The following is a 23,854-nucleotide window of genomic DNA, read 5'->3' as shown; positions in this document are numbered from 1 at the left end:
TTACACCTTTAGGTGCATAATCTTATTATACAGTTGGTGGCTCTCACCATGGAACAGGTGGCTCAATTCCGTGAACAGACTTGCTCTATTCTATGGAAAAGCTGGCTCTATCCCATGGTTATATACATTAAACTTTAAATATTGACTTAGCGGTCAAAAAGATTTTGAGGTGAGATAGGTGAACAGGGAAGAAAAGAAAAAGTTGACCAAACAGCAAATCATAAATGGTGCAATAGCTGAATTTGGAGTACATAGCTATGCAGAAGCGTCTGCAAATGAGATCTCAAAAAAAGGGAATATATCAAAGGGAATTATATATCATTATTTTAAAAACAAAGATGATCTATATCTTGTTTGCGTCAAAGAATGTTTTGACAATTTTACTAGTTTTCTGGCTAGTAAGGAGATTTCCTTTACAAATGTGGAAGAGAGCATTGAGAGGTATTTGGATCTGAGATTTCAGTTTTTCAAGGAAAGACCTTTTTTTAGAAACATATTCACAAATGTCCTATTGCAGCCCCCAAAACATCTCATTGAAGAAATAAGTGAAATAAAAAAAAATCTTGATAAGTACAACATCAGTTTCTATGAAAAGGTTCTCGATCACATGGAATTGAAAGACGATGTTTCCCGTAAAGAGGCCATAGAATATTTTATGCTGTTTCAGGAATCATTCAATCATCAATTTTGGAAATATGAGGATAGAGACTACGGAATGTTGTTTGATGAGCACGAGTTTAAACTGAGAAGATTGCTTAAATTCATGTTTTATGGAATTCTGAAGGAGGAAACACAGGAATGATCTTACTTATATCAAGACTTCTTTTAGGAGTCCTTATAGCCTATTTTTCCGGGAAGCTGATTTCGAAATTGAGGCTTCCTGCCATATTGGGGTGGCTTATTGCAGGTATGGTCATGGGACCTTATGCCTCAGGACTATTGAGCAATGAACTCCTTGATATAAGGTGGTATCATGGGCTTTTAAATGTATTGGAATGTGGAATGGGTCTTATGATAGGAAGCGAGCTTGTTATTAAAGACTTGAAACAGAAGGGACGTCAGATCGTTGTAACGACAATCTTTCAGTCTGCGACCACTTTTATTGTGGTGGCCTTATTTTTTGGTGTGATTTTTTATTTTGCCAATATACCCCTGAACTTGGCTTTGATATTTGGTGGGATAGCACTTGCCACTGCACCGGCACCGGCATTATCAGTTGTTAGAGAATTCAGGACAGAGGGGCCTGTTACAAGAACGTTGATCCCTATGGCTGCCCTGGATGACATTGTAGCAATAATCGTGTTTTTCAGTATTAATTCGGTGATAGCAGCCTCCCATACAGCAAATCAAGTACCACTCTTTACCACACTGGCATTAATGATCTTATTGCCTATTGCAATAGGCATGGGGGTTGGACTTGTCGGAGGGATCATCTTAAAAAAAGAGATGTCAAAAAGTGCTACTGTTCTTAGTACGATTTCGTTGATCCTGGCATCAGCAGTTATAGGATTTGTATTCAACACCATGATCTTGACTGAGCCAGTAATGAACTTTATGCTCATTGGCATGGCCTTTTCGGGAACCTTCGCAAATATGGTATCTAAAGAGAGATTAGTTCAGATAATGGATGCATTTAGCCCATTTCTAATGTTCTCCCTGATGATCGTGATCATGAACCTTGGAGCTCCACTCAACTACAACCTGATCCTTAATGCAGGATTATTTACAGCCATTTACATTGTATCAAGGGCACTTGGCAAATATTCCGGATCCTATCTAGGGGCAAAGGTCACAGGCATGCCCGAGACAGTGAAGAAATACTTAGGACTTACTCTGCTTCCTCATTCTGGAGTTTCTCTGATATTCACAGCCATTGCGGCAGCAACATTGAACTCATTTGATCCTGATTCGGCAATTATTCTCCAGGGAACTATTGCAGCTGCAGCCGTCATCAATGAGATCATAGCGGTCATCGCGGCTAAAAAAGCATTCCAATGGGCAGGAGAACTTGAAAAACAGACACCACATAAGGTTTCGTATGCTTTCAGTGTGAATTCGAATTGAAGGAGATGTGAAACTGCGTGCCACTGTGCAGAAAAGGCAGATGAAGTTACCGTTATCGAGATGTTGCCAGAAATTCTCATGAAGACAAAACACTGCAAAAACAACGATCAGGCATTGCGCCAGCTTATGGAAGATTGCAATATCCAAACCATTACAAGTGCAAAAATCGTTCAATTCAAAGACAATAAGGTAGTCTGCGAAATAGATGGAGTGAAAAAGTGACCGAACAACATCCAAAAGGCTGTTCAACAAGGATTCAACACTGTAAGATGCATCTAAATCGAATCTGAACAAAATCATAAAATTATAAACCACTTCAAGGTCTGACCTTGGAGTGGTTGTTTTTCAGCTCTTTTCCATGTGCTTGTCGTGCCACGATCCAAATGGAATGACGGCAATGACGGCGCCAATGAGTGCCATGATCATATCCCATTGGCTGTCCCATACATCTCCCTGAAATCCCATGATGAATTCGCCAGGTAAACCCGTGATCCAGGATGCGGCCAATTCGAGCAATTCATAGAATCCGCTGATACCAAGACACAAGCCGATCACGATGAGATTCAACATTGGGCCTTTTTTTACATGTACGGCTCGAAATAAAAATTCCTTGATCATGAAGGCGGGAAAAAAACCTTGGGCGAAATGCCCGACCCGGTCATAGTTGTTTCTTTCCAGCTGGAACTCATTCATCAATAAGTCGAAAAACGGATTTCGAGAATAGGTGTAATGGGCACCTATCAATAAAACAATGGTATGGATCAGAACCATCACATATACAAAAGTGGAAAAAGTGAATTTTCGATAGGTCAAAACCAGTCCCAGAACAATCAACATGGCAGGTAATGCCTGCATGAACCAGAACAACAAATTGTAAGGCTGGATGACCGACAATATCAATATGATGAAGAATATGCTCAAAAGAATCAAATGGATTGTGTTTATATTTCCGGATTTTTTTTGTTTCATCGATAAACCGTCCTTCCCATAACATTTCAACCAAATTTCAGAAAGAATCTTTAGTGAGCGTATTTGTTTCCATTATCTTATTAGTAAAGCATACCCAAGAAAGATCATGGTGTAACATTAGTGGGGACGAGGAGTAAAAATTTGCGCATAAAAAAATCCTTTCAAATTTGCGTGAAAGGATTTTTAAATTATTATTAAGCTTCGGTTTTTCTTTGCTTTAACTCGTTTTGAATTTCACGTAGTCTCTTGGGAGTCAGTGAGTACATGCCAAACATTAAAGTCATTCCGATTATCATGATGATTGCAGGATACAGTGCAAATCCGTTTTTAATTCCAGTTATCAACTCCGGAGTAGCCGCCATGTCAGCTACATATCCTACAGACGCAAGTACTGCGGCAATGATTATGCTTCGAACGAAAACTGCAGCTTTGATTGGGAAACTGATAAGCGACATAACAAATCCCCTGATGTTTTTACCAGTTTTCCACTCGCCGTAATCTACAGTTGCAGAATACATGGCTACATTCAAACTATCCGGAAGGCCATATCCCAAATAAGCGATGAACATCACCATTTTAAATGTTCCGGCACTTAACGGCATTGCCCAAACAACAAGTAATCCTACTACTAATATCGCCATTGCCGTTATATAAGTGTATTTCTCGCCGAATTTTTTTGCGATGGGTGCAGCTACCGCTGCAGCTACGATTTGAGCGATGGTCAATCCAGTCATGAACAAAGCAAGTCCGGGTACATCATTAATGATGTATTTAAAGTAATAAAAAGCCATTCCGAAGATTATGAATCTTCCCAAATATCTTCCCAATTCAACCAGCATCAAACCAATCAATGGTGGGTTGACAACTATCTGCTTAAGCATTTCACTGATAGGAGGTTTTTCAGTGACTCCACCAACCTTTTGTACACCAGTTTGTGCATAAGGTTTTGTTATTAAAAATAAATCCATTCCTCCATTTTGATTTATTCGGTTTCAGCTTTTAAAGTGGTTTATTTTCACTGATCACCTCTCTCGATAACTTCTCACTCCTTGCATAAGTACTTTCAAGTCAGCAGAACATGTTCTGTTTTTATATTTGTATTTTATATGGCAATCTATACATTGTCAACCAAATTAAGAAATTTATATCAAAATATTAAATTGCAAATGAGGACGTTAAATAATTACACAAAGCTTTGTCCAATGAATAATAAAAAATGAATTGAGGATCGATGAAAGTGAAGAAGATATATGAATTTGAAGCTGTTATAAAAAAAGTCCCTGATGTCGACGGAGCCTATGTAGAATTCCCATACGACGTGAGAGAGGAATTTGGAAAGGGCAGAGTAAAGGTGCTGGCCACTTTTGACGGCGAAAGATACGAAGGAAGTCTTGTAAGAATGAAGACCCCCGGACACATTATTGGAATAAGAAAGGATATAAGGGCTAAAATCGGAAAACAGCCTGGCGATTCGATAAAAGTGACGATACAGGAACGTGAATGAACATAATATTTATAATTTTTGAAAACTCGAGATCAAGGGATTTCGAGTTTTTATATACACTTTAATATTTGATTGATAAATGGTAAGATAAATTTATTATAATAAAAATGCTTGCGGGAGTTGAATTAATGAAAAAACGTTACGTTTTACATCGAGGAGACTACGGGATAAGAGAAAATGAAGCGCTTTATCATCAAATGGCCAAAAAGGGGTGGCTACTGGACAAAAGAGGAAAGCATATCAGTCGATTTAGAAAAGATGAACCACAGGAGAGGTTTTATAGGATCGTTTTGCGAAAACCGACCCGTTGGAATGAGAAACTAAAACCGGTAGAAACATTCGAAAATGAAGGGTGGGAACTTGTCGAGGGCAAGGCAAGTACGGACAGATTGCAAATATACTCTACTGATGACGAAGCTATAGCTCAGAAAATGGTTGGACCCGAATTAACTATCAAGAGCGTTCGTGCTCTTAGAAAAAGTTATCTCATTGAAATATTTTTTGTTTTTAGCATGTTTTTATTGCAAGTTTGGCTGTTGTCATTGATTGGCAAGGGAGATAATGGTACAGGGTTTAGTTTCATTCCGGAAATGCTGCTCTTTTTTGTTGAACATACAGCTTTCGGATTGTTGTTTGGGTTTTTGACTTTGTGGGTAATGATCAGATATTTATATATTTTAATCTATTTAACAAGGTTTATTTTCAAGTTGAAAGATAAGCCAAATACCATGCCGTATCCACCAAGATACCGAATAAGTTTTGGATCTGTTATTTACATGTTGACTATAATGACGATTCTGTTTATTGGCGCTGTTGAAATAGTTGGTACGGTTGAATATGAAATGCCTGAACAAAGAGAAAGTGGTTATCTGATCTTGAAAGATTTTAGTCATGAAGGAGAAAGAGAATCTCTATACTACGTCAGGAGGTGGAGAACTCTTCTAGCAAATATTACCGAGACCCAGGAATCCATTGATGGTGCCTGGTTAAATCAAAAAGTTTATGAATTACAATCTAAAGATTTCGCTTTACAGTTTAGTGAGATCCTGATGAAAACTGCTACATTTGATAGATCGGTTTCTTCTTTTGAGTCATATTCGGTTGAGGGAACAGACAGGGCCTATGCAGGGAAAATGGGGTTGGAGTACATCTTGGTAAAAGATTCCACTGTGATCAAGTTTATTTATGCAGGAAAAGGTGGAAATGTTCCCAATAACGATGAAGCTAAATCGATTTTGGAGATTGCCGCAGCAAAATTTTGAAAAGCGCAAATAATAAATTGTATTTTTGAGTCTATTGAATATTGATGGTATAATTAAAAATTATACAGAATGGTGGTAGCATATTGAAAACATACAAATTCAGCAAAAACAAACAACATATCTTGGATACTGCCTACGCCTTGTTCGATGAAAAAGGCTACAGGAAAACTACCATGCGGGATATATCTACAAAGGCCAACGTTTCATTGGGAGCTATAACCCATCATTTCAATAAAAAAGCGGATATTGCCAAGGTCCTTTCTCAAACTTACAATAAAATCATTTATACTCAGATCAGAAATATCTATAGCAAGTTGGATTTGGACACCATAGAAGCGGATACGGTTTACCTAACCACTTCTGTGATCATCGGGAGCACCATAAAAAAAAGACTGGATTTCATGTACGACTTGAGCCAGGAAAATTTGTTGACAGATATAATGCTCGATCATATATTTATGCAGTTTGCCAGAAAAAATGAATATCTTAAAATGCACTTGGACAATCAAACATTGAATGTATATAGTTTGTTTTATATAGGCATGTATCAACAGTTGATATGTGGCATTAAGGAGGGGATCATCAAAGATGTTCCTGAAGCAATAAGGATATTTAATGTTCATCACCTGTTGCAGCTTGGTTTTTCGAAAAATGAGATAGACTGTATTTTGGACGTTGCTATTCCCATAAGTTTTGACATCAAGATCACCGAGACGGATGTGTTTGACATTCGTTTGGATTATTAAGATAAAAGTTAAGAGCAACCAATGAAACCGGTTGACAGTAGCCGGTTTTTTTGTTAGTCTAAAAACAGAACGTGTTCGGTTTTTGTAAATGCATAAAAATTTAAATAAAAATGGAGGTTTTAAAATGAGCGGTCAAAACAATATTGCAGATGAAAGAAAGAAAATCTATGAGGATATTAACAACAATATTCTTCCCAAAAGGTTGCCGGTGGCAACTACCTTTCCTTACACGATAGTAGCTCATCATGGGGGACTGGATCCCTTTGATTTTCAATACGATTACAACATGTTGGCAGAATCTGCGGATGATCTGTGTCAAAAGATATACACTGACAACTGTCCTGTTATACCACCCAATATCGTGCTTACAAGACCGCCTTCATTTTATGAACTTTTGCAATCAAGAAATTTTGTGATGAGCCATTCGGGTTATATGCAACATCCCGAGGTAGTGGGGATGGGTGCAGACGGATATCCTGAGCTGATAGAAAAAGGGTTTGATTATCTGGTAGAAAAAGTTGTTCCAAGACAACACCCCATGTTGTCTCTGGATGATCCCGTCAAGAGATCAACCTATCTTGAAATGGCTAAAACTACATTGGCTCAGGATACTGGCAACTTCATTCCCGTATATGCCAATCTGGTTCAAAAGTATGGCTATTATCCGGGTGCACCCCGGGGATCTTTTACAATATCCGAAGCTCCGATGGATTTTGTTGCAGACCAGATAAGAAGCTTTTCCGGGATAAGCAAAGACATAAGAAGAGATCCGGGATTTATCAAGGAAGCCTGCGAAGTTGTCTTGCCCCTAGTATATAAGTGGGGACTTCCATCAGTGGTTCATCCTGAAGGAGGGGTGTTTTTACCGCTGCACATGCCTACTTTTATGAGAGAGAAAGATTTCTTGGATTTGTACTTACCCACATTCAAGAAACAGTTGGAGCAATACGCTGCAGTAGGAGTTAGACCTTCAATATTTTGCGAGCATGATTGGATGAGATATCTGGACATTCTTCTGGACGAATTACCAGCCGGAACCAAGATACAATTTGAATATGGAGATCCTAAAATCATCAAGGAAAAACTAGGTGAAAAGTTCATCCTTACGGGATTGTTCCCGGTTTCATCCCTGCTTTTGGATACACCTGAGCAGATCGTGGATAGAGCCAAAGAGTTTTTAGATATAATGATGCCAGGGGGAGGGTACTTGTTTGGATTTGACAAGTCCCCACTTGGGCCCAAAGATGCCAACATTGAAACTTGGGCTGCATTAAACAATTGCTTAAAGGACTATATGGTTTACGACAATGCTGGTGAATCCTTCGGAACACCTTTGAATTCAGAAGGATTTCAAAGAGATTTGTCTGTGATACCTGATGTAAAATCCAAGTATTTATTTGACTGGGATGAGCATGCCAAGATGTATCCCCACACTCCGGATTTTGCGAAGGAGAAATTTGAAAAGATCAGTCACGATATTTTCGTGTCCTACATGAATCTTTTGATTTGATTTTTATAAAAGCTACAAAGACATCGATGCTATGAGTGATCGATGTCTTTTTATGCGCATTTGTACGAAACCTGATCAAATGAGGTTTTACCAAGTTGAATACCGGGTATATCTGAGGTGTTGGAACTAAACAATTACCAATGGAAGGTGGAAAATTCATGAGTGAAAAAGGAAAATGTCCTGTAACCGGAATGACCAGCAAAAAATCAAGCGGTGGTACTTCAAATGCAGATTGGTGGCCCAACCAGATGAATTTAAAGATGCTTCATCAAAATGCCCCGGAAAGAAACCCATTGGGTAGGGATTTTAATTATGCAGAAGAATTCAAGAAACTTGATTTAGATGCTTTGAAGAAAGATTTGAATGAGTTGATGACTGATTCTCAAGACTGGTGGCCTGCAGACTACGGACATTATGGTCCGTTGTTTATTCGTATGGCATGGCACAGCGCCGGTACATATAGAATGGGAGATGGCCGTGGAGGCGGTGGTACAGGAAATCAAAGATTTGCGCCGTTAAATAGTTGGCCTGACAATGTTAGTCTTGACAAAGCAAGGCGTTTGCTGTGGCCCATAAAACAAAAATATGGAAAGAAGATATCCTGGGCAGATTTGATGATACTTGCCGGAAATGCAGCCTTGGAGTCCATGGGACTTAAGACCATAGGATTTGCAGGTGGAAGAGAAGACATCTGGGAACCGGAAGAAGACGTTTACTGGGGAGCTGAAAAAGAATGGCTTGGGGATGAACGATATTCAGGGGAAAGAGATCTTGAAAATCCTTTGGCTGCAGTTCAGATGGGTCTTATATACGTTAATCCCGAAGGTCCCAATGGAAAGCCCAGCGCTTTGGAATCAGCAGTTGACATAAGAGAGACATTTGCCAGAATGGCAATGAACGATTACGAAACCGTTGCCCTGATAGTTGGCGGTCATACCTTCGGAAAGTGTCATGGTGCAGGTCCGGCTGATAATCTGGGTCCGGAACCGGAAGCAGCGGGAATGGAAGAGCAAGGATTGGGATGGAAAAACAGCTTTGGAACAGGAAAGGGTGGAGACACAATAACCAGTGGCATAGAAGGAGCTTGGACACCTACACCCATCCAGTGGAACAATAGTTATCTCAAGACCTTGTTCAGGTACGATTGGGATCTGGAAAAGAGCCCCGCGGGAGCGTGGCAGTGGAAACCTACTGATCCAGCTGCCAAAACTACTGTCCCTGATGCACATGATCCCTCAAAAACTCATGCACCAATGATGACAACTGCAGACTTGGCCATTAGAATGGATCCCACATATCGTCCGATAGCAGAACATTTTATGAACAATTTTAATGAGTTGGAGGAAGCTTTTGCAAAAGCCTGGTTCAAGTTGACGCACAGGGATATGGGACCTGTTTCCAGATATCTGGGTCCGGATGTCCCCAAGGAACAGTTTTTATGGCAAGATCCTGTACCTGTGGCGGATTATGAACAAATAGACGATAACGATGTGGAGGGGTTGAAAAAACGCATACTGGATTCGGGATTGTCTGTATCCGAATTGGTATACACGGCATGGTCATCGGCATCCACATTTAGGGGTTCTGATAAAAGAGGTGGAGCAGACGGAGCCCGAATAAGATTGGATCCTCAACTAAACTGGGAGGTAAATCAACCCAATCGACTTCAGAAAGTGCTTGAAGTTTTTGAAAGCTTAAAGAACGAATTTGACGATGAACAATCAAGCGGCAAGAAAGTATCCATTGCAGATCTAATAGTCATTGGAGGTTGTGCGGCAATTGAGAAAGCAGCAAGAAATGCCGGTTTTGATTTGAAAGTTCCTTTTGCGCCTGGGCGTACCGATGCAACAGATGAACAGACTGATGTGAACGCATTTTCCGTTTTGGAACCTAAAGCAGACGGGTTTAGAAATTATAGCAAGAAAAGCTGTGCGCATATGGCAGAGCACATTCTGATAGACAAAGCTCAACTTCTGGGATTGACTGTACCGGAAATGACGGTTTTGGTAGGAGGAATGCGGGTTTTGGGTGCAAATTTCGACAACTCCAAGCACGGTGTATTCACAGATAGATCTGAAACACTATCCAATGACTTCTTTGTTAATCTTTTGGATATGGGAACCGTATGGAGACCTCTGTCAGAAAAAAGTGAGACTTTTGAAGGAAGAGATCGAAAAACTGGAGAACCCAAATGGACTGGAACAAGAGTGGATCTGGTATTTGGTTCAAATTCTGAACTAAGAGCAGTGGCTGAAGTTTACGCCAGTGAAGATGCAAATAGAAAATTTGTTGAAGATTTCGTTGTTGCTTGGACAAAAGTAATGAATGCTGATAGGTTCGATTTAGTTTAAAAAGTTGAATTGTAAAGATTTCATGTCTGAGAGATATGAAATCTTTTCTTTTTATAACCAGGGATAATTGATATAATGATTGAGAGATAAAATTAGCTATGAGGTGTTTAAATGGAATTATGGTACGCGGTTTTCAGCGGACTTTCTATGGTTCTCTCCATCGGTTTTCCTTTAGTATTATTTTTATATGTGATATTGAAGAGAAAATCGAAGATCAGATACATTTTTGCCGGTGCCATGATTTTTGCGGTATTCCAGCTTGTTTTAAGGATACCACTAGTTACTTTTCTTCAGGGACAGTTTTGGTTTTATGCCAATATCGCTTCTAATAAAGTTATCATGGCTCTGTTTTTGTCGATCACAGCAGGAATTTTCGAAGAAATCGGCAGATATGTGGCATTTAAATTCTTCAATAAGTATGAACCGACAAATTGGGACGTATTTTCATATGGTGTAGGACACGGTGGATTTGAATCAATAGCACTTATAGGTATCAACACAATTTTTACATTCATTGCATTATTGTATATCAATTTTGGGTTGTTGGGTGGTTTTGTAGAATCATTGCCGGGAATTTTTACGGAAAGCAGCAATTGGATAGAAGTGCTGTCCAATACACCGCCACACATGTTTTTGATGGGCGGGATAGAAAGAGTGTTTGCCGTATTGCTTCATATCGCATTGTCGTTCGTGGTGGCTGAAAGCGTATTTAAAAAGAGGCCCAAGCTATTGTTAGTGGCCATATTGATCCACGGCGCAGTCAATTTTGTTGCTGTTATGATGCCAAACGTATACCTGTCGGAAATTTTTCTTTTGATCGTTGCTTTTTTTAGTGTTTTATATATAAAAAGTAGATTCAAAGTTGAAAAAGGATCATAGTTGAAAATTGAGTTCTGAACGGAGGGAATTTTATGAAAAAATTGTATATCGTACTTCTTGTGTCTCTATTGCTTATATTTGCCGGATGTTCGACTTCAGAATTAAAAAATGAAATAGATCTTGAAGGAACACCTAAAGTGGAAAGCATGCTTGTTGCATTCAATGAGGGAAACTATGCTGGCTTCAGCAAGGATTTTGGACCTCTTATGCAAGGTGCCATGACTGAGGAAAACTTCATCGGAGTCTTGCGTCCGACCATAACGGAGATAATAGGTGAATATGAAGAGGGAACATTGACTCTTGAAAAGGTAACAAAACAGGAGCATGAAGGGGTATCATACATAAGCGCCATATACAAGGGCACTTTTACAGATGAAGATGGAGACGTGGCAGTTACCATATGGTTCACTGACGACGATGATATGAAAATCGAAACTCTGATTTTGAACTCGCCTAAACTGGTGAATATTTATGGTTAAACTTCTTATATGCCTTTTCGTGATCGTTTTAGGTATCATGGCAGATCTGAGCACCAAGAAAATGGCTCGAGACAAGCTGATGCCTAACTATCCCAAAAAGGTATGGGGAAGATTATACCTGGTCCTGGTATATAACAAAGGTGCAGCTTTTGGAATATTAAAAAGAAACAGAAAAGTTTTGATGTTTTTTTCAACTTTGGCGATAATCGTCATATTGCTTGTTTTTTTCTATTCGATCATTAAAAATCTCGGTTATGATTATTTGATTCCGCTAAGCTTTGTAATAGCAGGAGCATTGTCGAACTACTATGAAAGAATGTTTAAAGGAAGAGTCACGGATTTCATTTTTATCAAGATAAAAAGATTCCCGGTTTTCAACCTTGCGGATTTGTATATTTTCGTTGGAGGGATTTTTGCATACGCAAACTCAGGATTGATTTAGACAAAAAAATATAAAGAGGCCGAAACCTCTTTATATAGTCAGGAACCAAAATAAATGAAAAAAATTTATCAATCATTTAAAAAGGGAAAAGGGAAAAGGGGGTTGGTTCCATCTAGTATTCTCTTTAACAATATGATACATGATGAAGCTTAACGTAACCTTTAAATATTTAAATATCATTGATAATGTGAAAAAAATAAAATAATTCTTGGGAGGAAAACATGAGGGTACTTTTGGTAGAAGATGAAAAACCTCTGGCTCAGGCGGTTGCCAAGATATTTGAGAACAACAAGATTTTAACAGATGTGGTTTATGACGGTCTGGAGGGGCAACTGCTGGCCGATGAAAACATATACGATGTAATAATCCTTGATATAATGCTTCCCGAAGTGGATGGTTTGCAGATATTAAAAGGCATCAGGGAAAAAGGAAAAAACACACCCGTGCTTATACTGACAGCAATGGATACTACAAAGGACAAAGTAAAGGGCTTGAACATGGGTGCAGACGATTATATGGTCAAGCCTTTTGAAACGGAAGAACTCTTGGCCAGGGTAAGGGCGTTGGCAAGAAGACCGAAGGAGATATATCACGACAGTACCATAGGATATTCGGATATTACGCTAAATATCAACACCGGCGAGGTAACAATAGACGGCAATCCAAAAAATTTGACATCAAAGGAGTCTCAATTGCTGGAGATGTTTTTAAGAAATCCCGGAATGATCATTTCAAAAGATCATATAATCGACAGAATTTGGGGATTTGACAGTTTGGCTGCAGAAAACAGTGTGGAAATTTATGTACACTATCTCAGGAAGAAACTGGTCAAGTCCAGATCCATGATCCAAACTGTGAGAGGTTTGGGCTACGTTTTAAAGGAGAGGGATTAGATGCTGAATAAGTTAAGGCTGAATCTGGCCTTGCTAAATACGGTTGTGCTCATAATAATACTGATAGCCATATCGGTTTTTTTGTATTTTACCATGCAACTAAATCTCACTAATACAGTAGACACCGAGCTTGCTCTTGTAGCAGAACAATTAAACACTTACATCGATTATTTCGATGATCTTAAGGAAGGATATCCAAATGATCCGGAGAAGGATCAGGAGTACAATGACTTCATTCAAAAATTACTTAACGAAAATATAACAACGGTCGTTTGGGATGAGAATTTCGATATTATCAGAAGCTCCATATATTTACAGCTCCCCAACAATATACTTAACGATATCCTGCTCTATAATTTCCAGAACAACAATATGGGAAAGCAAGTGCTTAATTACAAGTATGAAATCATCGACATGAAAATCTTTACTAATGTATACGCTAACGACAATGGACAGATGAGAGTAGTGCAAACAATCAAAAATATGAATGCCGAGTTCAGTTTTCTGGATTGGCTTTTAAGGATCCTTATGATAGCGGTGGTAATTGGAACTACCCTTTCATTTTTGGGCGGATATATAATTTCGGGAAGATCGATAATACCGATAAGGCAGTCGATTTTGAAACAACAGGAATTTGTGGCAAATGTTTCTCATGAGCTGAGGACTCCAATAGCCGTGGTGCTTACAAATCTTGATGTTGTAAAATCCGAACCGAAGGCGTCAGTTGAAAGTCAAACGGAATGGATAAAAAACGCTTATGATGAAACCAAAAGGATGGAGAAGGTAGTAACAGACCTTCTATTTCTGGCAAAAGTCGATGCAGGACAGCTAGTCCTTGATAAGGAAGTATTCAATCTGTCATACCTCATAACGAATACCAGTGAAAAGCTTATGCCAATAGCGGCGCAAAGAAACATAAGCATTTACAACAGTATCGATGACAAGATTTACATTTTTGCCGACATGATGCGAATGACCCAGCTTGTGATAATACTATTGGACAACAGCATAAAATACAGCCTTGAAAATACCACGATCTCCATCTCTACTAAAGAGGAAAAGGGATATCTCGTCCTGAAATTCAAGGATCAGGGTGAAGGGATCGCCCCGGAGAATCTGGAGAAGATTTACGAAAGGTTTTATAGAGCGGACAAAGCCCGTTCAAGAGAAATGGGAGGAACCGGTCTTGGACTTTCCATTGCCCGGTGGATAGCCGATGAACACGACTGGCGACTGGAGATAACCAGTGAAAAAGAAAAGGGAACAGTTGCTTCTGTCTGGATCCAGAAGGATCAGGTGTTTTATGAAGAAGATGAAGATTCGGAATTCCTTTAAAATGAAAAAGGTGCCTGAACCGATAATTTATGATAGAATGTTAGTCTGAACAAAACTTGGAAATTCATCGCAGAATTGGATGAATTTTTTTGTTAAACGAGCAAAAAATGGAGGTTGCAATGAATTTGATTGAAGGACTGAATGAAAGACAACAACAGGGAGTATTGTCCACTGACGGACCTGTTCTCATATTGGCAGGAGCAGGATCAGGCAAGACCAGGACGATCATACACAGAATTGCTTATATACTGAAAGAAAACAAAGCGAAACCATGGGAGATTTTAGCCTTGACTTTTACTAACAAGGCAGCCGAGGAAATGAGAAACAGGATCAAGTCCATGGATATAGATGGCGCCGAGGACATCTGGATGAGCACCTTCCACTCCATGTGCGCAAAAATATTAAGATTTCATGCAAATCTTATAGGCTATGACAGAAATTATGTAATATACGATACTTCAGACGTTAAATCCATAATCAAGGAGTGTTTGAATGAAATCAATCTGGATGAGAAGATGTATCCGGTAAGCAGCTTGATCAGCAAAATATCTTCCTTGAAAGAAAAAGGCACCATGCCCGACCAATTTGCAAAGGAAAGTATGGATGATTTCAGAGAGGAAAAAATTGCTCAGGTGTACAAGCTATACCAAAGCAAGCTTAAATCAAATAATGCCATGGATTTTGACGATTTGCTCCTTAATACTTCCAGATTGTTCGAGGAACAGCCCGACATTCTGAAATACTATCAGGAAAAATTCAAATACGTGCTTGTTGACGAGTATCAGGACACCAACCCAATACAGTTCAAACTGACGGACATGCTTGCAAAAAAACATAAAAACATTTGCGTCTGCGGTGATGACGATCAGAGTATTTACGCATTCAGGGGTGCTGATATCACCAATATTTTGGAATTTGAGAAAATATATCCTCAAGCCAGGGTCATCAAACTCGAGCAAAATTACAGGTCCACGCCAAACATCATCGAAGCGGCCAATCATGTGATCAGCAACAACGATTATAGAAAAGACAAGAAAATGTGGACGGACAAAAAAGCCGGAGAGCCAATAGAAGTATTTGAACTCAACGATGAACGGGACGAGAGCAATTATGTTACAAGCCAAATCCGAAACATGGTTAGAGACGGCGTATACGATTATAAGGACTTTGCAGTATTATATAGAACAAATGCTCAATCCAGGGTATTTGAAGAATCATTTGTAGCGGCCAGGATCCCATATAAAATGGTTGGTGGTACAAAGTTTTATGCGAGACAAGAAATCAAGGACATAATCGCATATCTTGTGGTTCTTGACAATCAAAAGGACGACTTGAGCTTTAAGAGGATCATCAATACTCCTAAGAGAGGAATAGGAAACGCCACTATAGAAAAACTCCAGGAGTTTGCAGATTTTAAGGAATGGACTTTGTACGACGTTATAATGAACCTCGACGAGATGGTTGGACTGACTGCAGGAGTCATGGGAAAACTCCGATCATTTGCCGAATTGATGGATAAATTCAGCAGCAACAAAGATCATCTTTCCATAAGCAAATTGATGGAAATGGTCATAGAAGAATCCGGATATATGGAGATGCTGGAGAGCGGCAAAATGCAAAATTCCCAGTCAAGAGTGGAAAACCTTAAAGAGTTGGTGTCAGCAGCCGTAGAATTTGAAAAGAATTCTGTCGACATGGACCTCACATCATTTTTGGAAAACGTCTCTTTGTATTCTGAGACGGACAAATTGGATGATGAGGGTGGAGAAGTTTTATTGATGACGATCCACAATGCCAAAGGTCTTGAATTTCCGGTAGTTTTCTTGCCGGGTATGGAAGAGGGGATTTTTCCGCATGAAAGGTCCAAAGACGACGATCACGAACTTCAAGAGGAAAGAAGACTTTGCTATGTCGGAATAACCAGGGCTCAGGACAGGCTTTTTATGACCCATGCCAAGTACAGAACTGTTTACGGAAGGTTGAATTACAATATGAAATCCAGATTTCTGGATGAGATACCGGTAGAGTTGCTAAATATAAAAGAATCTCCTAAACCCGTGAACAAGAAAAAAGGCAGGGACGAGAATCAAAATTCTACATTCAGCATGAACAATCAACTCGACAGGTTTATAGGTGGTAATCTTTCGCAAAAGCCGAGCAAATCCCAGTCCAAAGACGAGATCGCAACAGGCGACAAGATCATTCACAAGGTATGGGGCGAAGGGACAGTTATCAACCTCAACGGAGATATTGCCACAGTGGCATTTCCGAACATGGGAATCAAAAAAATAGCCGTCAGTATGGCACCCATAAAAATAGTATAAAGGTGAAAAATATGAGCAAGGATCCTAAAGCGGAAATCTTGGAACTTATCGAAGAAATTGAAAAACACAATAAGCTTTATTACAATGCAGATTCACCGGTAATAGATGATTATACATACGACATGATGATGAAGAGACTTGCGGAATTGGAAGAAGAATATCCGGAGTATTCCTTTAGTTATTCACCAAGCAAAAGAGTTGGTGGAAATCCTTTGGAGAAATTCCAAAAGGTTGAATTTACCACACCAAAACTTAGTCTGACAAATGCTTTCAGCGACGAAGATCTTAGAGCATTTGACCAGAGATTGGCAAAACTAACCGACGATTTTACATATTCAATGGAGTATAAGTATGACGGTTTGACTGTAGTGCTTTATTATGAAGATGGAATTTTTGTGAGAGGTGCAACAAGAGGGGATGGAGTCATCGGGGAAGATGTAACGGAAAATCTAAGAACCATAAAAAACATACCTTTAAGATTGAATGAACCGGAAACTCTTGAAGTAAGAGGAGAAGTTTATATTGACAAGGCAAATTTTGAACGACTCAATGAAAAACGCATAGAAGACGATGAGAACCTGTTTGCAAACCCGAGAAATGCCGCTGCTGGATCTATCAGGCAACTGGATTCCAAAGTCACGGCTGCAAGACCTCTTGACATATTTGTATTCAGTCTGGAAAGCGGCGGATCTCAAGGATTTAAAACCCACTCGCAGAGCCTGGAATATCTTTCCAAGCTTGGATTTAAAACCAGCAGATGTGTAAAAGCTGATAATATTGACCAGGTCATCAGGTTTTGTCATGAGCTGGAAAGAACAAGGGGCGAGCTACCCTATGAGATCGACGGGTTGGTCGTCAAAGTTGACGAACTTGAAAAAAGGACTGAAATGGGGCAAACGGAAAAGAGCCCAAGATGGGCCATTGCGTATAAATTTCCACCTGAAGAAAAAGAAACCGTAGTGGAAAGCATTCAAGTGCAAGTAGGAAGAACAGGAGTACTTACACCTGTTGCCAATTTAAAGCCGGTACTAATTTCAGGCAGCGTAGTATCGAGGGCCACACTTCATAATCAGGACTACATAACCGAAAAGGATATAAGGGAGGGGGATGTTGTACTGATTCGAAAAGCAGGTGAAATTATACCTGAAGTGGTCAGGGTCAACAAGGATCACAGAGATAAAAGCTCCGAGCCTTATGTTATACCTGTTACATGTCCGGAATGCGGGGGCCCCACTCACAGGAACCCTGAGGAGGCGGACGTAAAATGCCTTAATGTTTCTTGCCCTGCTCAAATTAGAAGAAAGATAGTGCACTTCGTCTCAAAAAAAGCAATGAATATAGAAGGTATGGGACCAAAACAGGTTCAAAAGTTCATAGAAAAAGGAATAATATCCGATATTAGTGATATCTACGATTTAAAAGACAAAAAGGATGACATCATGGCACTGGAAAATTCAGGCGAAAAATCGTTTATAAACATGGTCAATGCCATCGAAGATTCCAGAAAGAGACCCCTTTCCAGATTGATATTCGCATTGGGAATACCATTTGTAGGGGAGAAAACATCCAAATTGCTGGCGGAGCGTTATGAGACAATGGATAATCTTTCACAAAGTACATTGGAAGAACTGCAAAAAATCGATGAAGTAGGCAGTGTAATCGCCGAGGAGACCAGAGCTTTTTTCGACAATCCCGAGAATATTCAGTTGATAGACAAACTCAAAGACAAAGGACTGAACATGTCTGAAGGTAAAAAAAGCGTCACCAACTTGTTTAAAGGTAAAAAATTTGTCCTTACAGGAACCTTGCCCACATTAAAAAGAGATGAGGCAAAAAAGATAATAGAGGAAAACGGCGGATCAGTCGTGGGTTCAGTAAGCAAAAAAACAGATTATGTTCTTGCGGGAGAAGCGGCAGGAAGCAAGCTTGAAAAGGCTTTAAGTTTGGATGTTGCCGTGATAGACGAGGATACATTCTTATCCATGATCCGATAAAAGTTGTAAAGAACAGGGACTTAAAATATAATATTATAAATGTAAAAAAACTATCCGAGGTGATAATATGAAACTGACCAAAGAAGATGTAATATACGTAGCGGATCTTGCAAGGTTGGAAATTGACGAAAATGAAGTTGACAAATATGTGGAACAGCTGGGAAAGATCCTTGAATACGAAGATCAGCTGAATCAAATCGACACTACCGATGTTTTGCCGACAGCTCATGTTCTGCCTGTGAAAAATGTACTTAGGGAAGATGTTCCCGTGCCATCCCTTGATCGGGAAAAGGCGTTGATGAATGCACCTTCCCAAGACAAGGGATGCTTTAAAGTGCCGAAGGTAATCGAATAGGAGGAAGATGGATGGACAAGATAAACACTATACACGAAATAAATGCACTTATTGATGCCGGTGAAATCACGTACGAAGATGTAGCCATGAAATATCTTGACAGGATAGAAGATGTCGAAGGCAAGGTTGACAGCTTCTTGAAAATAATGAAGGAAGAGGCTTTGGAGCAAGCCAAGGCGGCGGATGCAGCAACAGACGAAAAACCGCATTCAGAACTCTTTGGAATACCGTACGGCTTAAAGGACAACATTTGTAGCGAAGGTGTGGAAACAACATGTGCTTCAAAGATACTAAAAGGATTCATACCGCCATACGATGCAACTGTGAGCTCAAAGCTCAAGGCTGCAGGGGCGATAGTTCTTGGAAAAACAAACATGGATGAATTTGCCATGGGATCTTCAAACGAGAATTCATCGGTGAAAAGCACAAAAAATCCATGGGATCTCTCAAGGGTGCCTGGGGGCTCCAGCGGAGGTTCTGCAGCTTGCGTGGCTGCTGATGAAGTGGTATTTTCCCTTGGATCCGATACCGGGGGTTCAATAAGACAGCCGGCTTCATTTTGTGGTGTCGTTGGTATGAAACCAACATATGGATTGGTTTCAAGATACGGGTTGGTAGCTTTTGCCTCGTCCTTGGACCAAATTGGACCGATAACAAAAGACGTAACCGACTGTGCAATTGTTCTAAATCACATAGCAGGTCACGACGAGAAGGATTCAACTTCTGTAAGGAAAGAAAAGGAAGACTATACTTCTTACCTTGATACCAACATTAAGGGGCTCAAAATCGGCATCGCAAAGGAATACTTTGCTGAAGGTCTGAACCCGGATGTAGAAAAAAGCTTGCAGGAAGCCATTGAAGTATACAAGAGTCTGGGGGCTGAAATAGTTGAGGTAGATCTTCCGAATTCAAAGTATGCCCTTTCTGCATACTACATAATATCTTCAGCTGAAGCCAGTTCAAATCTCGCCAGATACGACGGCATCAGATATGGTTATAGAGCCGAAGAATACGACGATCTTATGGATCTTTATAAAAAGACAAGAAGCCAGGGCTTTGGTGACGAAGTAAAAAGAAGAATAATGCTTGGAACATATGCTCTAAGCTCAGGTTATTACGATGCATATTACAAAAAAGCCCTTCAGGTAAGAACTCTTATCAAAAGAGATTTTGACGAGGCCTTTAAAAATTGCGATGTACTATTATCACCCACTTGTCCAACAACTGCTTTCAAACTTGGAGAAAAAAGTGATGATCCCTTGGAAATGTACTTGTCGGATATTTACACAGTACCGGTAAATATTGCAGGGATACCGGCCATCAGCGTTCCCTGTGGCTTTGACTCCAATGGATTACCCATAGGAATGCAGCTTACAGGAGAAGCTTTCGGGGAAAAGCACATATTGAAAGCGGCTTACGCTTACGAGCAGGCTACTGATCATCATCGTAAAAAAGCGAAATTATAGGAGGCGGACAAATGGAGTATGAAATAGTCATAGGTCTTGAAATACATTCAGAATTAGACACTAAAACGAAAATATTCTGCGGCTGCAGCACTGCTTTCGGTGCAGAAGAAAACACCCAGACATGTCCGGTCTGTCTTGGACTTCCTGGGGTATTGCCGGTATTAAATAAAAAAGTTGTAGAGTATGCAGTAAAGGCGGGAATCGCCACCAACTGCAACATAGCCAGATTCAGCAAAATGGATAGAAAAAATTACTTTTATCCAGATTTGCCAAAGGCTTACCAAATTTCTCAATTCGATCTGCCCATTTGTGAAAACGGAAGTGTTGAGATCGATGTGGATGGGGAAAAGAAAACCATCGGAATAACAAGGATACATATAGAGGAAGATGCGGGCAAACTAAACCACGATTCAACGGGAACTTATGCAGACAACAACAGATGCGGAGTTCCGCTAATAGAGATCGTTACCGAGCCTGATATGAGAAGTGCAAAAGAGGCCAGGGCATTTGCCGAAAAGATCAAATCCATCTTGGAATACACCGAGGTGTCTGACTGCAAGATGCAGGAAGGATCCTTGCGATTCGACGTAAATCTGTCTGTGAGAAAATTTGGAGATCCTTTGGGAACCAGGACTGAAATGAAAAACTTAAATTCTTTCAGGGCCTTGGAAAGAGCCGTAGAGTACGAAGCTAAAAGGCAGATCTTTGAAATTGAACAAGGCAACAAGATAATCCAACAAACCAGGAAATGGGACGATGACAAAACTGAGAGTTATTCACTGAGAAGTAAAGAGGAAGCTCACGATTACAGATATTTTCCAGACCCTGATCTCGTGCCTGTGGTTTTGACTGAAGAGTATATTTCAAATATAGAAAGGCATCTTCCCAAACTTCCATGGGTCAGAAAAGCGGAGTATATGGAAAAATGGAATCTTTCAGATTACGATGCGGAAATACTTGTGGCATCAAAGGAAATCGCGACATTTTTTGAGAAGACGGTGGACGTATGCAACGACGCCAAATCAGCAGCCAACTGGTTGATGGGTGATATCTCGGCGACTATGAACGAAAAAGGCATTTCGATAGAGGAGGCGGGCTTTTCGCCGGAAGATCTGGGAGAACTTGTTAACCTGATCAATAAAAATACAATAAGCACCAGCATCGGGAAACAGGTACTTAAGGAGATGTTCGATTCGGGCAAGAAACCTTCAGTTATTGTTCAAGAAAAAAATCTTGCGCAGATGAGCGACGCAGGTGAACTTAAGGGTATGGTCCTTGAAGTGATGAAGGCAAATCCCCAGTCCGTGGAGGATCTAAGAAGCGGCAAGGAAAAAGCCATAGGATTTTTGGTGGGCCAGATAATGAGACAAACAAAAGGTAAGGCAAACCCACAAATGGTAAATGAACTAATCAAAGAGTGCATGAACGAAATCTAGATTTAAAATACAAAAGTTTCTGCTTAGGTGGAAACTTTTGCTTGTTATTGCTTGCAGCTGTTAAAACCAGTGGACGCTAATATGTTATAATTACTCTGTAAAGAAAGGTGATGAACTTGGAGGTCGGAAAAATTTCCAACGAGCTGTTAGACAAGATAATATTTTCAAAAATCAAATATCATCATCCTGACGTCATAGTAGGCAGCGGGCTTTCTGAGGATTGCAGTCTTATCGACTTCAGAGATGAAATCTGCGTAATATCTACGGATCCCATAACCGCCACTGCTTCAGAAATAGGAAAACTGGCAGTGATAGTTTCAGGAAATGACGTAGCCACAAAAGGAGTCAAGCCTTTTGCCATAATGACTACACTGCTTATCCCGCCTTCTGCGAAGATCAGCGAAGTTAAAGCAGTTGTAGAGGATATTATCAAAATTTGCAATGCTTCGGATATCGAACTTATAGGTGGGCATACGGAAGTAACGGATGCAGTAAACAGAATTGTAGTATCGGCTACAAGCTTGGGCAAGGGCAGAAAAAATGAAGTCGTATATGGCAGGAACGTCGAAGCGGGGGATAAACTGATCCTAACCAAGTTCGCGGGGTGCGAAGGAACAGTTATATTGTTCGACGAATTCAAGGGAAAATTGTCAAAGATACTTGATGATAAAGATATCGCAGAGATCGAATCTCTGAGAAACTCTTTAAGCGTAACGTCAGAAGGGGTCGCGGCCGGAAAAAACGGTGCTAAATACATGCACGACGTTACTGAAGGCGGAGTACTTGGGGCCGCATGGGAAGTTGCAAAGAAGTACGATTTGGGCGTCAATTTGTATGAGACAAAGATACCATTGTTGAACTCTACTAAAAAAATTGCAGATTACTTTGATATAGATGCGCTTAAATTGATTTCAAGTGGCGTTATGCTTATAGCTGCCAGCGGAGCTGATGCACTAAAGATTATTGAAGAGCTGAAAGCAATGCAAATAAATGCAAATGTAGCCGGAGAGTTTGTTGAAGGGAAAACAGAGTTGATAACATCGGAGGGTGTGGTTGAGATCAAACCGCCGGAAAGCGATGATTTGTACAGAGCTCTTAAAAAAGGAGAAAATGATGACGAGAATAGATAACAGAAAATCAGATCAATTGAGAGACATAAAAATAACCAGGGACTTTACCATGTACGCTGATGGATCTGTGCTTATAGAGGCAGGCAATACAAAGGTTATTTGCACTGCCATGATAGAAGAGAAGGTCCCGCCGTTTTTGAGAGGTCAAAACAAGGGATGGATAACAGCTGAATACAACATGTTGCCAAGTGCGACACATACCAGAAAAACAAGAGAGATGAGTCGTGGAAAAGCAGACGGAAGGAATGTGGAGATCCAAAGGCTTATAGGTAGGGCGCTAAGGTCTGTAGTAGACCTGGAAAAATTAGGGGAGAGGACCGTTTGGATCGACTGCGATGTAATTCAAGCTGACGGAGGAACCCGGACCGCATCCATAACAGGCGCTTTCATCGCGTTGATAGATGCCTTTTCAAAACTCAAAGCAAAAAATATGATAGATTCAATTCCGCTTAAAACCTATGTAGCAGCTGTAAGTGTTGGAATATCAAACCAGGAACCATTGCTTGATTTGTGCTATCTTGAAGATTCAAACGCAGAAGTTGACATGAATGTGGTAATGACTGAAACAGGAGAGATAATAGAAATCCAAGGTACAGGAGAAGAAAGGCCGTTTAAAAAAGATGAATTCGCCAAGCTAATGGAATTGGCGGAACTTGGTATAGAAAAATTGATAAAGATTCAAAAAGACAATTCGGATTCCATAATTATTTAAAAG

Annotated in this window: 21 protein-coding genes and 1 pseudogene; 20 read left to right on the top strand and 2 right to left on the bottom strand. The window is 40.0% G+C overall.

Translation table 11 applies throughout. From position 1 onward, the window contains the following. Nucleotides 1-178 precede the first annotated feature (178 nt). From IWB18_RS09035 to IWB18_RS09025, 3 genes and pseudogenes are all read left to right on the top strand, one after another. Nucleotides 179-802 (top strand): TetR/AcrR family transcriptional regulator, encoded by a 624-nt coding sequence (locus IWB18_RS09035; RefSeq protein WP_195683296.1) that lies wholly within the window; start codon nucleotides 179-181, stop codon nucleotides 800-802. After that, nucleotides 799-2,064 (top strand): cation:proton antiporter, encoded by a 1,266-nt coding sequence (locus IWB18_RS09030; RefSeq protein WP_195683295.1) that lies wholly within the window; start codon nucleotides 799-801, stop codon nucleotides 2,062-2,064. Before IWB18_RS09035 ends, IWB18_RS09030 begins: the two co-directional genes overlap by 4 nt. A gap of 18 nt (nucleotides 2,065-2,082) precedes the next feature. Further along, nucleotides 2,083-2,286: pseudogene (locus IWB18_RS09025) on the top strand (hypothetical protein); the annotation flags it as partial. Nucleotides 2,287-2,409: 123 nt separating this feature from the next. Here IWB18_RS09025 and IWB18_RS09020 read toward each other — a convergent pair. Both IWB18_RS09020 and IWB18_RS09015 read right to left on the bottom strand, forming a co-directional pair. Next, entirely contained in the window at nucleotides 2,410-3,033 is a 624-nt protein-coding gene (locus IWB18_RS09020) for a DUF2238 domain-containing protein (RefSeq protein ID WP_195683294.1), read from the bottom strand. A gap of 194 nt (nucleotides 3,034-3,227) precedes the next feature. Continuing rightward, a complete protein-coding gene (locus IWB18_RS09015; RefSeq protein WP_195683293.1) occupies nucleotides 3,228-4,001 on the bottom strand; it encodes an MFS transporter in 774 nt (257 codons plus the stop codon). A gap of 269 nt (nucleotides 4,002-4,270) precedes the next feature. Here IWB18_RS09015 and IWB18_RS09010 point away from each other — a divergent pair, with 269 nt between their 5' ends. From IWB18_RS09010 to rph, 17 genes are all read left to right on the top strand, one after another. After that, a complete protein-coding gene (locus tag IWB18_RS09010; RefSeq protein ID WP_195683298.1) occupies nucleotides 4,271-4,537 on the top strand; it encodes a DUF1905 domain-containing protein in 267 nt (88 codons plus the stop codon). 128 nt (nucleotides 4,538-4,665) lie between these two features. After that, complete coding sequence (locus tag IWB18_RS09005) at nucleotides 4,666-5,799, top strand: DUF2812 domain-containing protein (protein ID WP_195683292.1); 1,134 nt, start codon at nucleotides 4,666-4,668, stop codon at nucleotides 5,797-5,799. 83 nt (nucleotides 5,800-5,882) lie between these two features. Then, on the top strand, nucleotides 5,883-6,545 hold the full coding sequence (locus IWB18_RS09000; protein WP_195683291.1) for a TetR/AcrR family transcriptional regulator: 663 nt from the start codon (nucleotides 5,883-5,885) through the stop codon (nucleotides 6,543-6,545). Between the two features lie 124 nt (nucleotides 6,546-6,669). Continuing rightward, nucleotides 6,670-8,055: a uroporphyrinogen decarboxylase/cobalamine-independent methonine synthase family protein gene (locus IWB18_RS08995; RefSeq protein ID WP_195683290.1), complete on the top strand. Its 1,386-nt coding sequence runs from the start codon at nucleotides 6,670-6,672 to the stop codon at nucleotides 8,053-8,055. A gap of 158 nt (nucleotides 8,056-8,213) precedes the next feature. Beyond that, the gene (gene katG, locus IWB18_RS08990; protein WP_195683289.1) at nucleotides 8,214-10,406 is read left to right on the top strand and encodes a catalase/peroxidase HPI; all 2,193 of its coding nucleotides are present in this window, start codon (nucleotides 8,214-8,216) and stop codon (nucleotides 10,404-10,406) included. Nucleotides 10,407-10,517: 111 nt separating this feature from the next. Then, complete coding sequence (locus tag IWB18_RS08985) at nucleotides 10,518-11,285, top strand: YhfC family intramembrane metalloprotease (protein ID WP_195683288.1); 768 nt, start codon at nucleotides 10,518-10,520, stop codon at nucleotides 11,283-11,285. A gap of 32 nt (nucleotides 11,286-11,317) precedes the next feature. After that, nucleotides 11,318-11,764, top strand: a complete 447-nt coding sequence (locus tag IWB18_RS08980) for a DUF3887 domain-containing protein (protein WP_195683287.1) — start codon at nucleotides 11,318-11,320, stop codon at nucleotides 11,762-11,764. Beyond that, the gene (gene lspA / locus IWB18_RS08975) at nucleotides 11,757-12,206 is read left to right on the top strand and encodes a signal peptidase II (RefSeq protein ID WP_195683286.1); all 450 of its coding nucleotides are present in this window, start codon (nucleotides 11,757-11,759) and stop codon (nucleotides 12,204-12,206) included. The genes IWB18_RS08980 and lspA overlap by 8 nt, the downstream gene beginning before the upstream one ends. Nucleotides 12,207-12,427: 221 nt before the next feature. Beyond that, nucleotides 12,428-13,099, top strand: a complete 672-nt coding sequence (locus IWB18_RS08970) for a response regulator transcription factor (protein WP_195683285.1) — start codon at nucleotides 12,428-12,430, stop codon at nucleotides 13,097-13,099. Next, complete coding sequence (locus IWB18_RS08965; protein WP_195683284.1) at nucleotides 13,100-14,434, top strand: sensor histidine kinase; 1,335 nt, start codon at nucleotides 13,100-13,102, stop codon at nucleotides 14,432-14,434. A gap of 119 nt (nucleotides 14,435-14,553) precedes the next feature. Continuing rightward, entirely contained in the window at nucleotides 14,554-16,758 is a 2,205-nt protein-coding gene (pcrA, locus tag IWB18_RS08960) for a DNA helicase PcrA (RefSeq protein ID WP_195683283.1), read from the top strand. An 11-nt stretch (nucleotides 16,759-16,769) separates the two neighbouring features. Next, on the top strand, nucleotides 16,770-18,752 hold the full coding sequence (gene ligA, locus IWB18_RS08955; RefSeq protein ID WP_195683282.1) for an NAD-dependent DNA ligase LigA: 1,983 nt from the start codon (nucleotides 16,770-16,772) through the stop codon (nucleotides 18,750-18,752). A gap of 67 nt (nucleotides 18,753-18,819) precedes the next feature. Next, nucleotides 18,820-19,107 (top strand): Asp-tRNA(Asn)/Glu-tRNA(Gln) amidotransferase subunit GatC, encoded by a 288-nt coding sequence (gene gatC / locus IWB18_RS08950; RefSeq protein WP_195683281.1) that lies wholly within the window; start codon nucleotides 18,820-18,822, stop codon nucleotides 19,105-19,107. Nucleotides 19,108-19,118: 11 nt separating this feature from the next. Continuing rightward, nucleotides 19,119-20,573 carry an Asp-tRNA(Asn)/Glu-tRNA(Gln) amidotransferase subunit GatA gene (gatA, locus tag IWB18_RS08945; RefSeq protein WP_195683280.1) on the top strand — a complete coding sequence of 485 codons (1,455 nt, stop codon included), beginning with the start codon at nucleotides 19,119-19,121 and terminating at the stop codon, nucleotides 20,571-20,573. A gap of 11 nt (nucleotides 20,574-20,584) precedes the next feature. Beyond that, nucleotides 20,585-22,009: an Asp-tRNA(Asn)/Glu-tRNA(Gln) amidotransferase subunit GatB gene (gene gatB, locus IWB18_RS08940; protein ID WP_195683279.1), complete on the top strand. Its 1,425-nt coding sequence runs from the start codon at nucleotides 20,585-20,587 to the stop codon at nucleotides 22,007-22,009. Nucleotides 22,010-22,119: 110 nt separating this feature from the next. After that, entirely contained in the window at nucleotides 22,120-23,139 is a 1,020-nt protein-coding gene (locus IWB18_RS08935) for an AIR synthase family protein (RefSeq protein WP_195683278.1), read from the top strand. Next, complete coding sequence (gene rph, locus IWB18_RS08930; protein WP_195683277.1) at nucleotides 23,123-23,851, top strand: ribonuclease PH; 729 nt, start codon at nucleotides 23,123-23,125, stop codon at nucleotides 23,849-23,851. The genes IWB18_RS08935 and rph overlap by 17 nt, the downstream gene beginning before the upstream one ends. Nucleotides 23,852-23,854: the final 3 nt, after the last annotated feature.

Source organism: Alkalibacter mobilis (assembly GCF_015594845.1).
Classification (GTDB): domain Bacteria; phylum Bacillota; class Clostridia; order Eubacteriales; family Alkalibacteraceae; genus Alkalibacter; species Alkalibacter mobilis.
This window is presented reverse-complemented; position numbering and strand designations above follow the sequence as displayed.

Coding starts and splice junctions, on each gene's coding strand:
- IWB18_RS09030 (WP_195683295.1), top strand. CDS start 799: ATGATCTTACTTATATCAAGACTTCTTTTAGGAGTCCTTATAGCCTAT.
- IWB18_RS09020 (WP_195683294.1), bottom strand. CDS start 3,033: ATGAAACAAAAAAAATCCGGAAATATAAACACAATCCATTTGATTCTT.
- IWB18_RS09015 (WP_195683293.1), bottom strand. CDS start 4,001: ATGGATTTATTTTTAATAACAAAACCTTATGCACAAACTGGTGTACAA.
- IWB18_RS09005 (WP_195683292.1), top strand. CDS start 4,666: ATGAAAAAACGTTACGTTTTACATCGAGGAGACTACGGGATAAGAGAA.
- IWB18_RS08995 (WP_195683290.1), top strand. CDS start 6,670: ATGAGCGGTCAAAACAATATTGCAGATGAAAGAAAGAAAATCTATGAG.
- katG (WP_195683289.1), top strand. CDS start 8,214: ATGAGTGAAAAAGGAAAATGTCCTGTAACCGGAATGACCAGCAAAAAA.
- IWB18_RS08985 (WP_195683288.1), top strand. CDS start 10,518: ATGGAATTATGGTACGCGGTTTTCAGCGGACTTTCTATGGTTCTCTCC.
- IWB18_RS08980 (WP_195683287.1), top strand. CDS start 11,318: ATGAAAAAATTGTATATCGTACTTCTTGTGTCTCTATTGCTTATATTT.
- lspA (WP_195683286.1), top strand. CDS start 11,757: ATGGTTAAACTTCTTATATGCCTTTTCGTGATCGTTTTAGGTATCATG.
- IWB18_RS08970 (WP_195683285.1), top strand. CDS start 12,428: ATGAGGGTACTTTTGGTAGAAGATGAAAAACCTCTGGCTCAGGCGGTT.
- IWB18_RS08965 (WP_195683284.1), top strand. CDS start 13,100: ATGCTGAATAAGTTAAGGCTGAATCTGGCCTTGCTAAATACGGTTGTG.
- pcrA (WP_195683283.1), top strand. CDS start 14,554: ATGAATTTGATTGAAGGACTGAATGAAAGACAACAACAGGGAGTATTG.
- ligA (WP_195683282.1), top strand. CDS start 16,770: ATGAGCAAGGATCCTAAAGCGGAAATCTTGGAACTTATCGAAGAAATT.
- gatC (WP_195683281.1), top strand. CDS start 18,820: ATGAAACTGACCAAAGAAGATGTAATATACGTAGCGGATCTTGCAAGG.
- gatA (WP_195683280.1), top strand. CDS start 19,119: ATGGACAAGATAAACACTATACACGAAATAAATGCACTTATTGATGCC.
- gatB (WP_195683279.1), top strand. CDS start 20,585: ATGGAGTATGAAATAGTCATAGGTCTTGAAATACATTCAGAATTAGAC.
- IWB18_RS08935 (WP_195683278.1), top strand. CDS start 22,120: ATGAACTTGGAGGTCGGAAAAATTTCCAACGAGCTGTTAGACAAGATA.
- rph (WP_195683277.1), top strand. CDS start 23,123: ATGACGAGAATAGATAACAGAAAATCAGATCAATTGAGAGACATAAAA.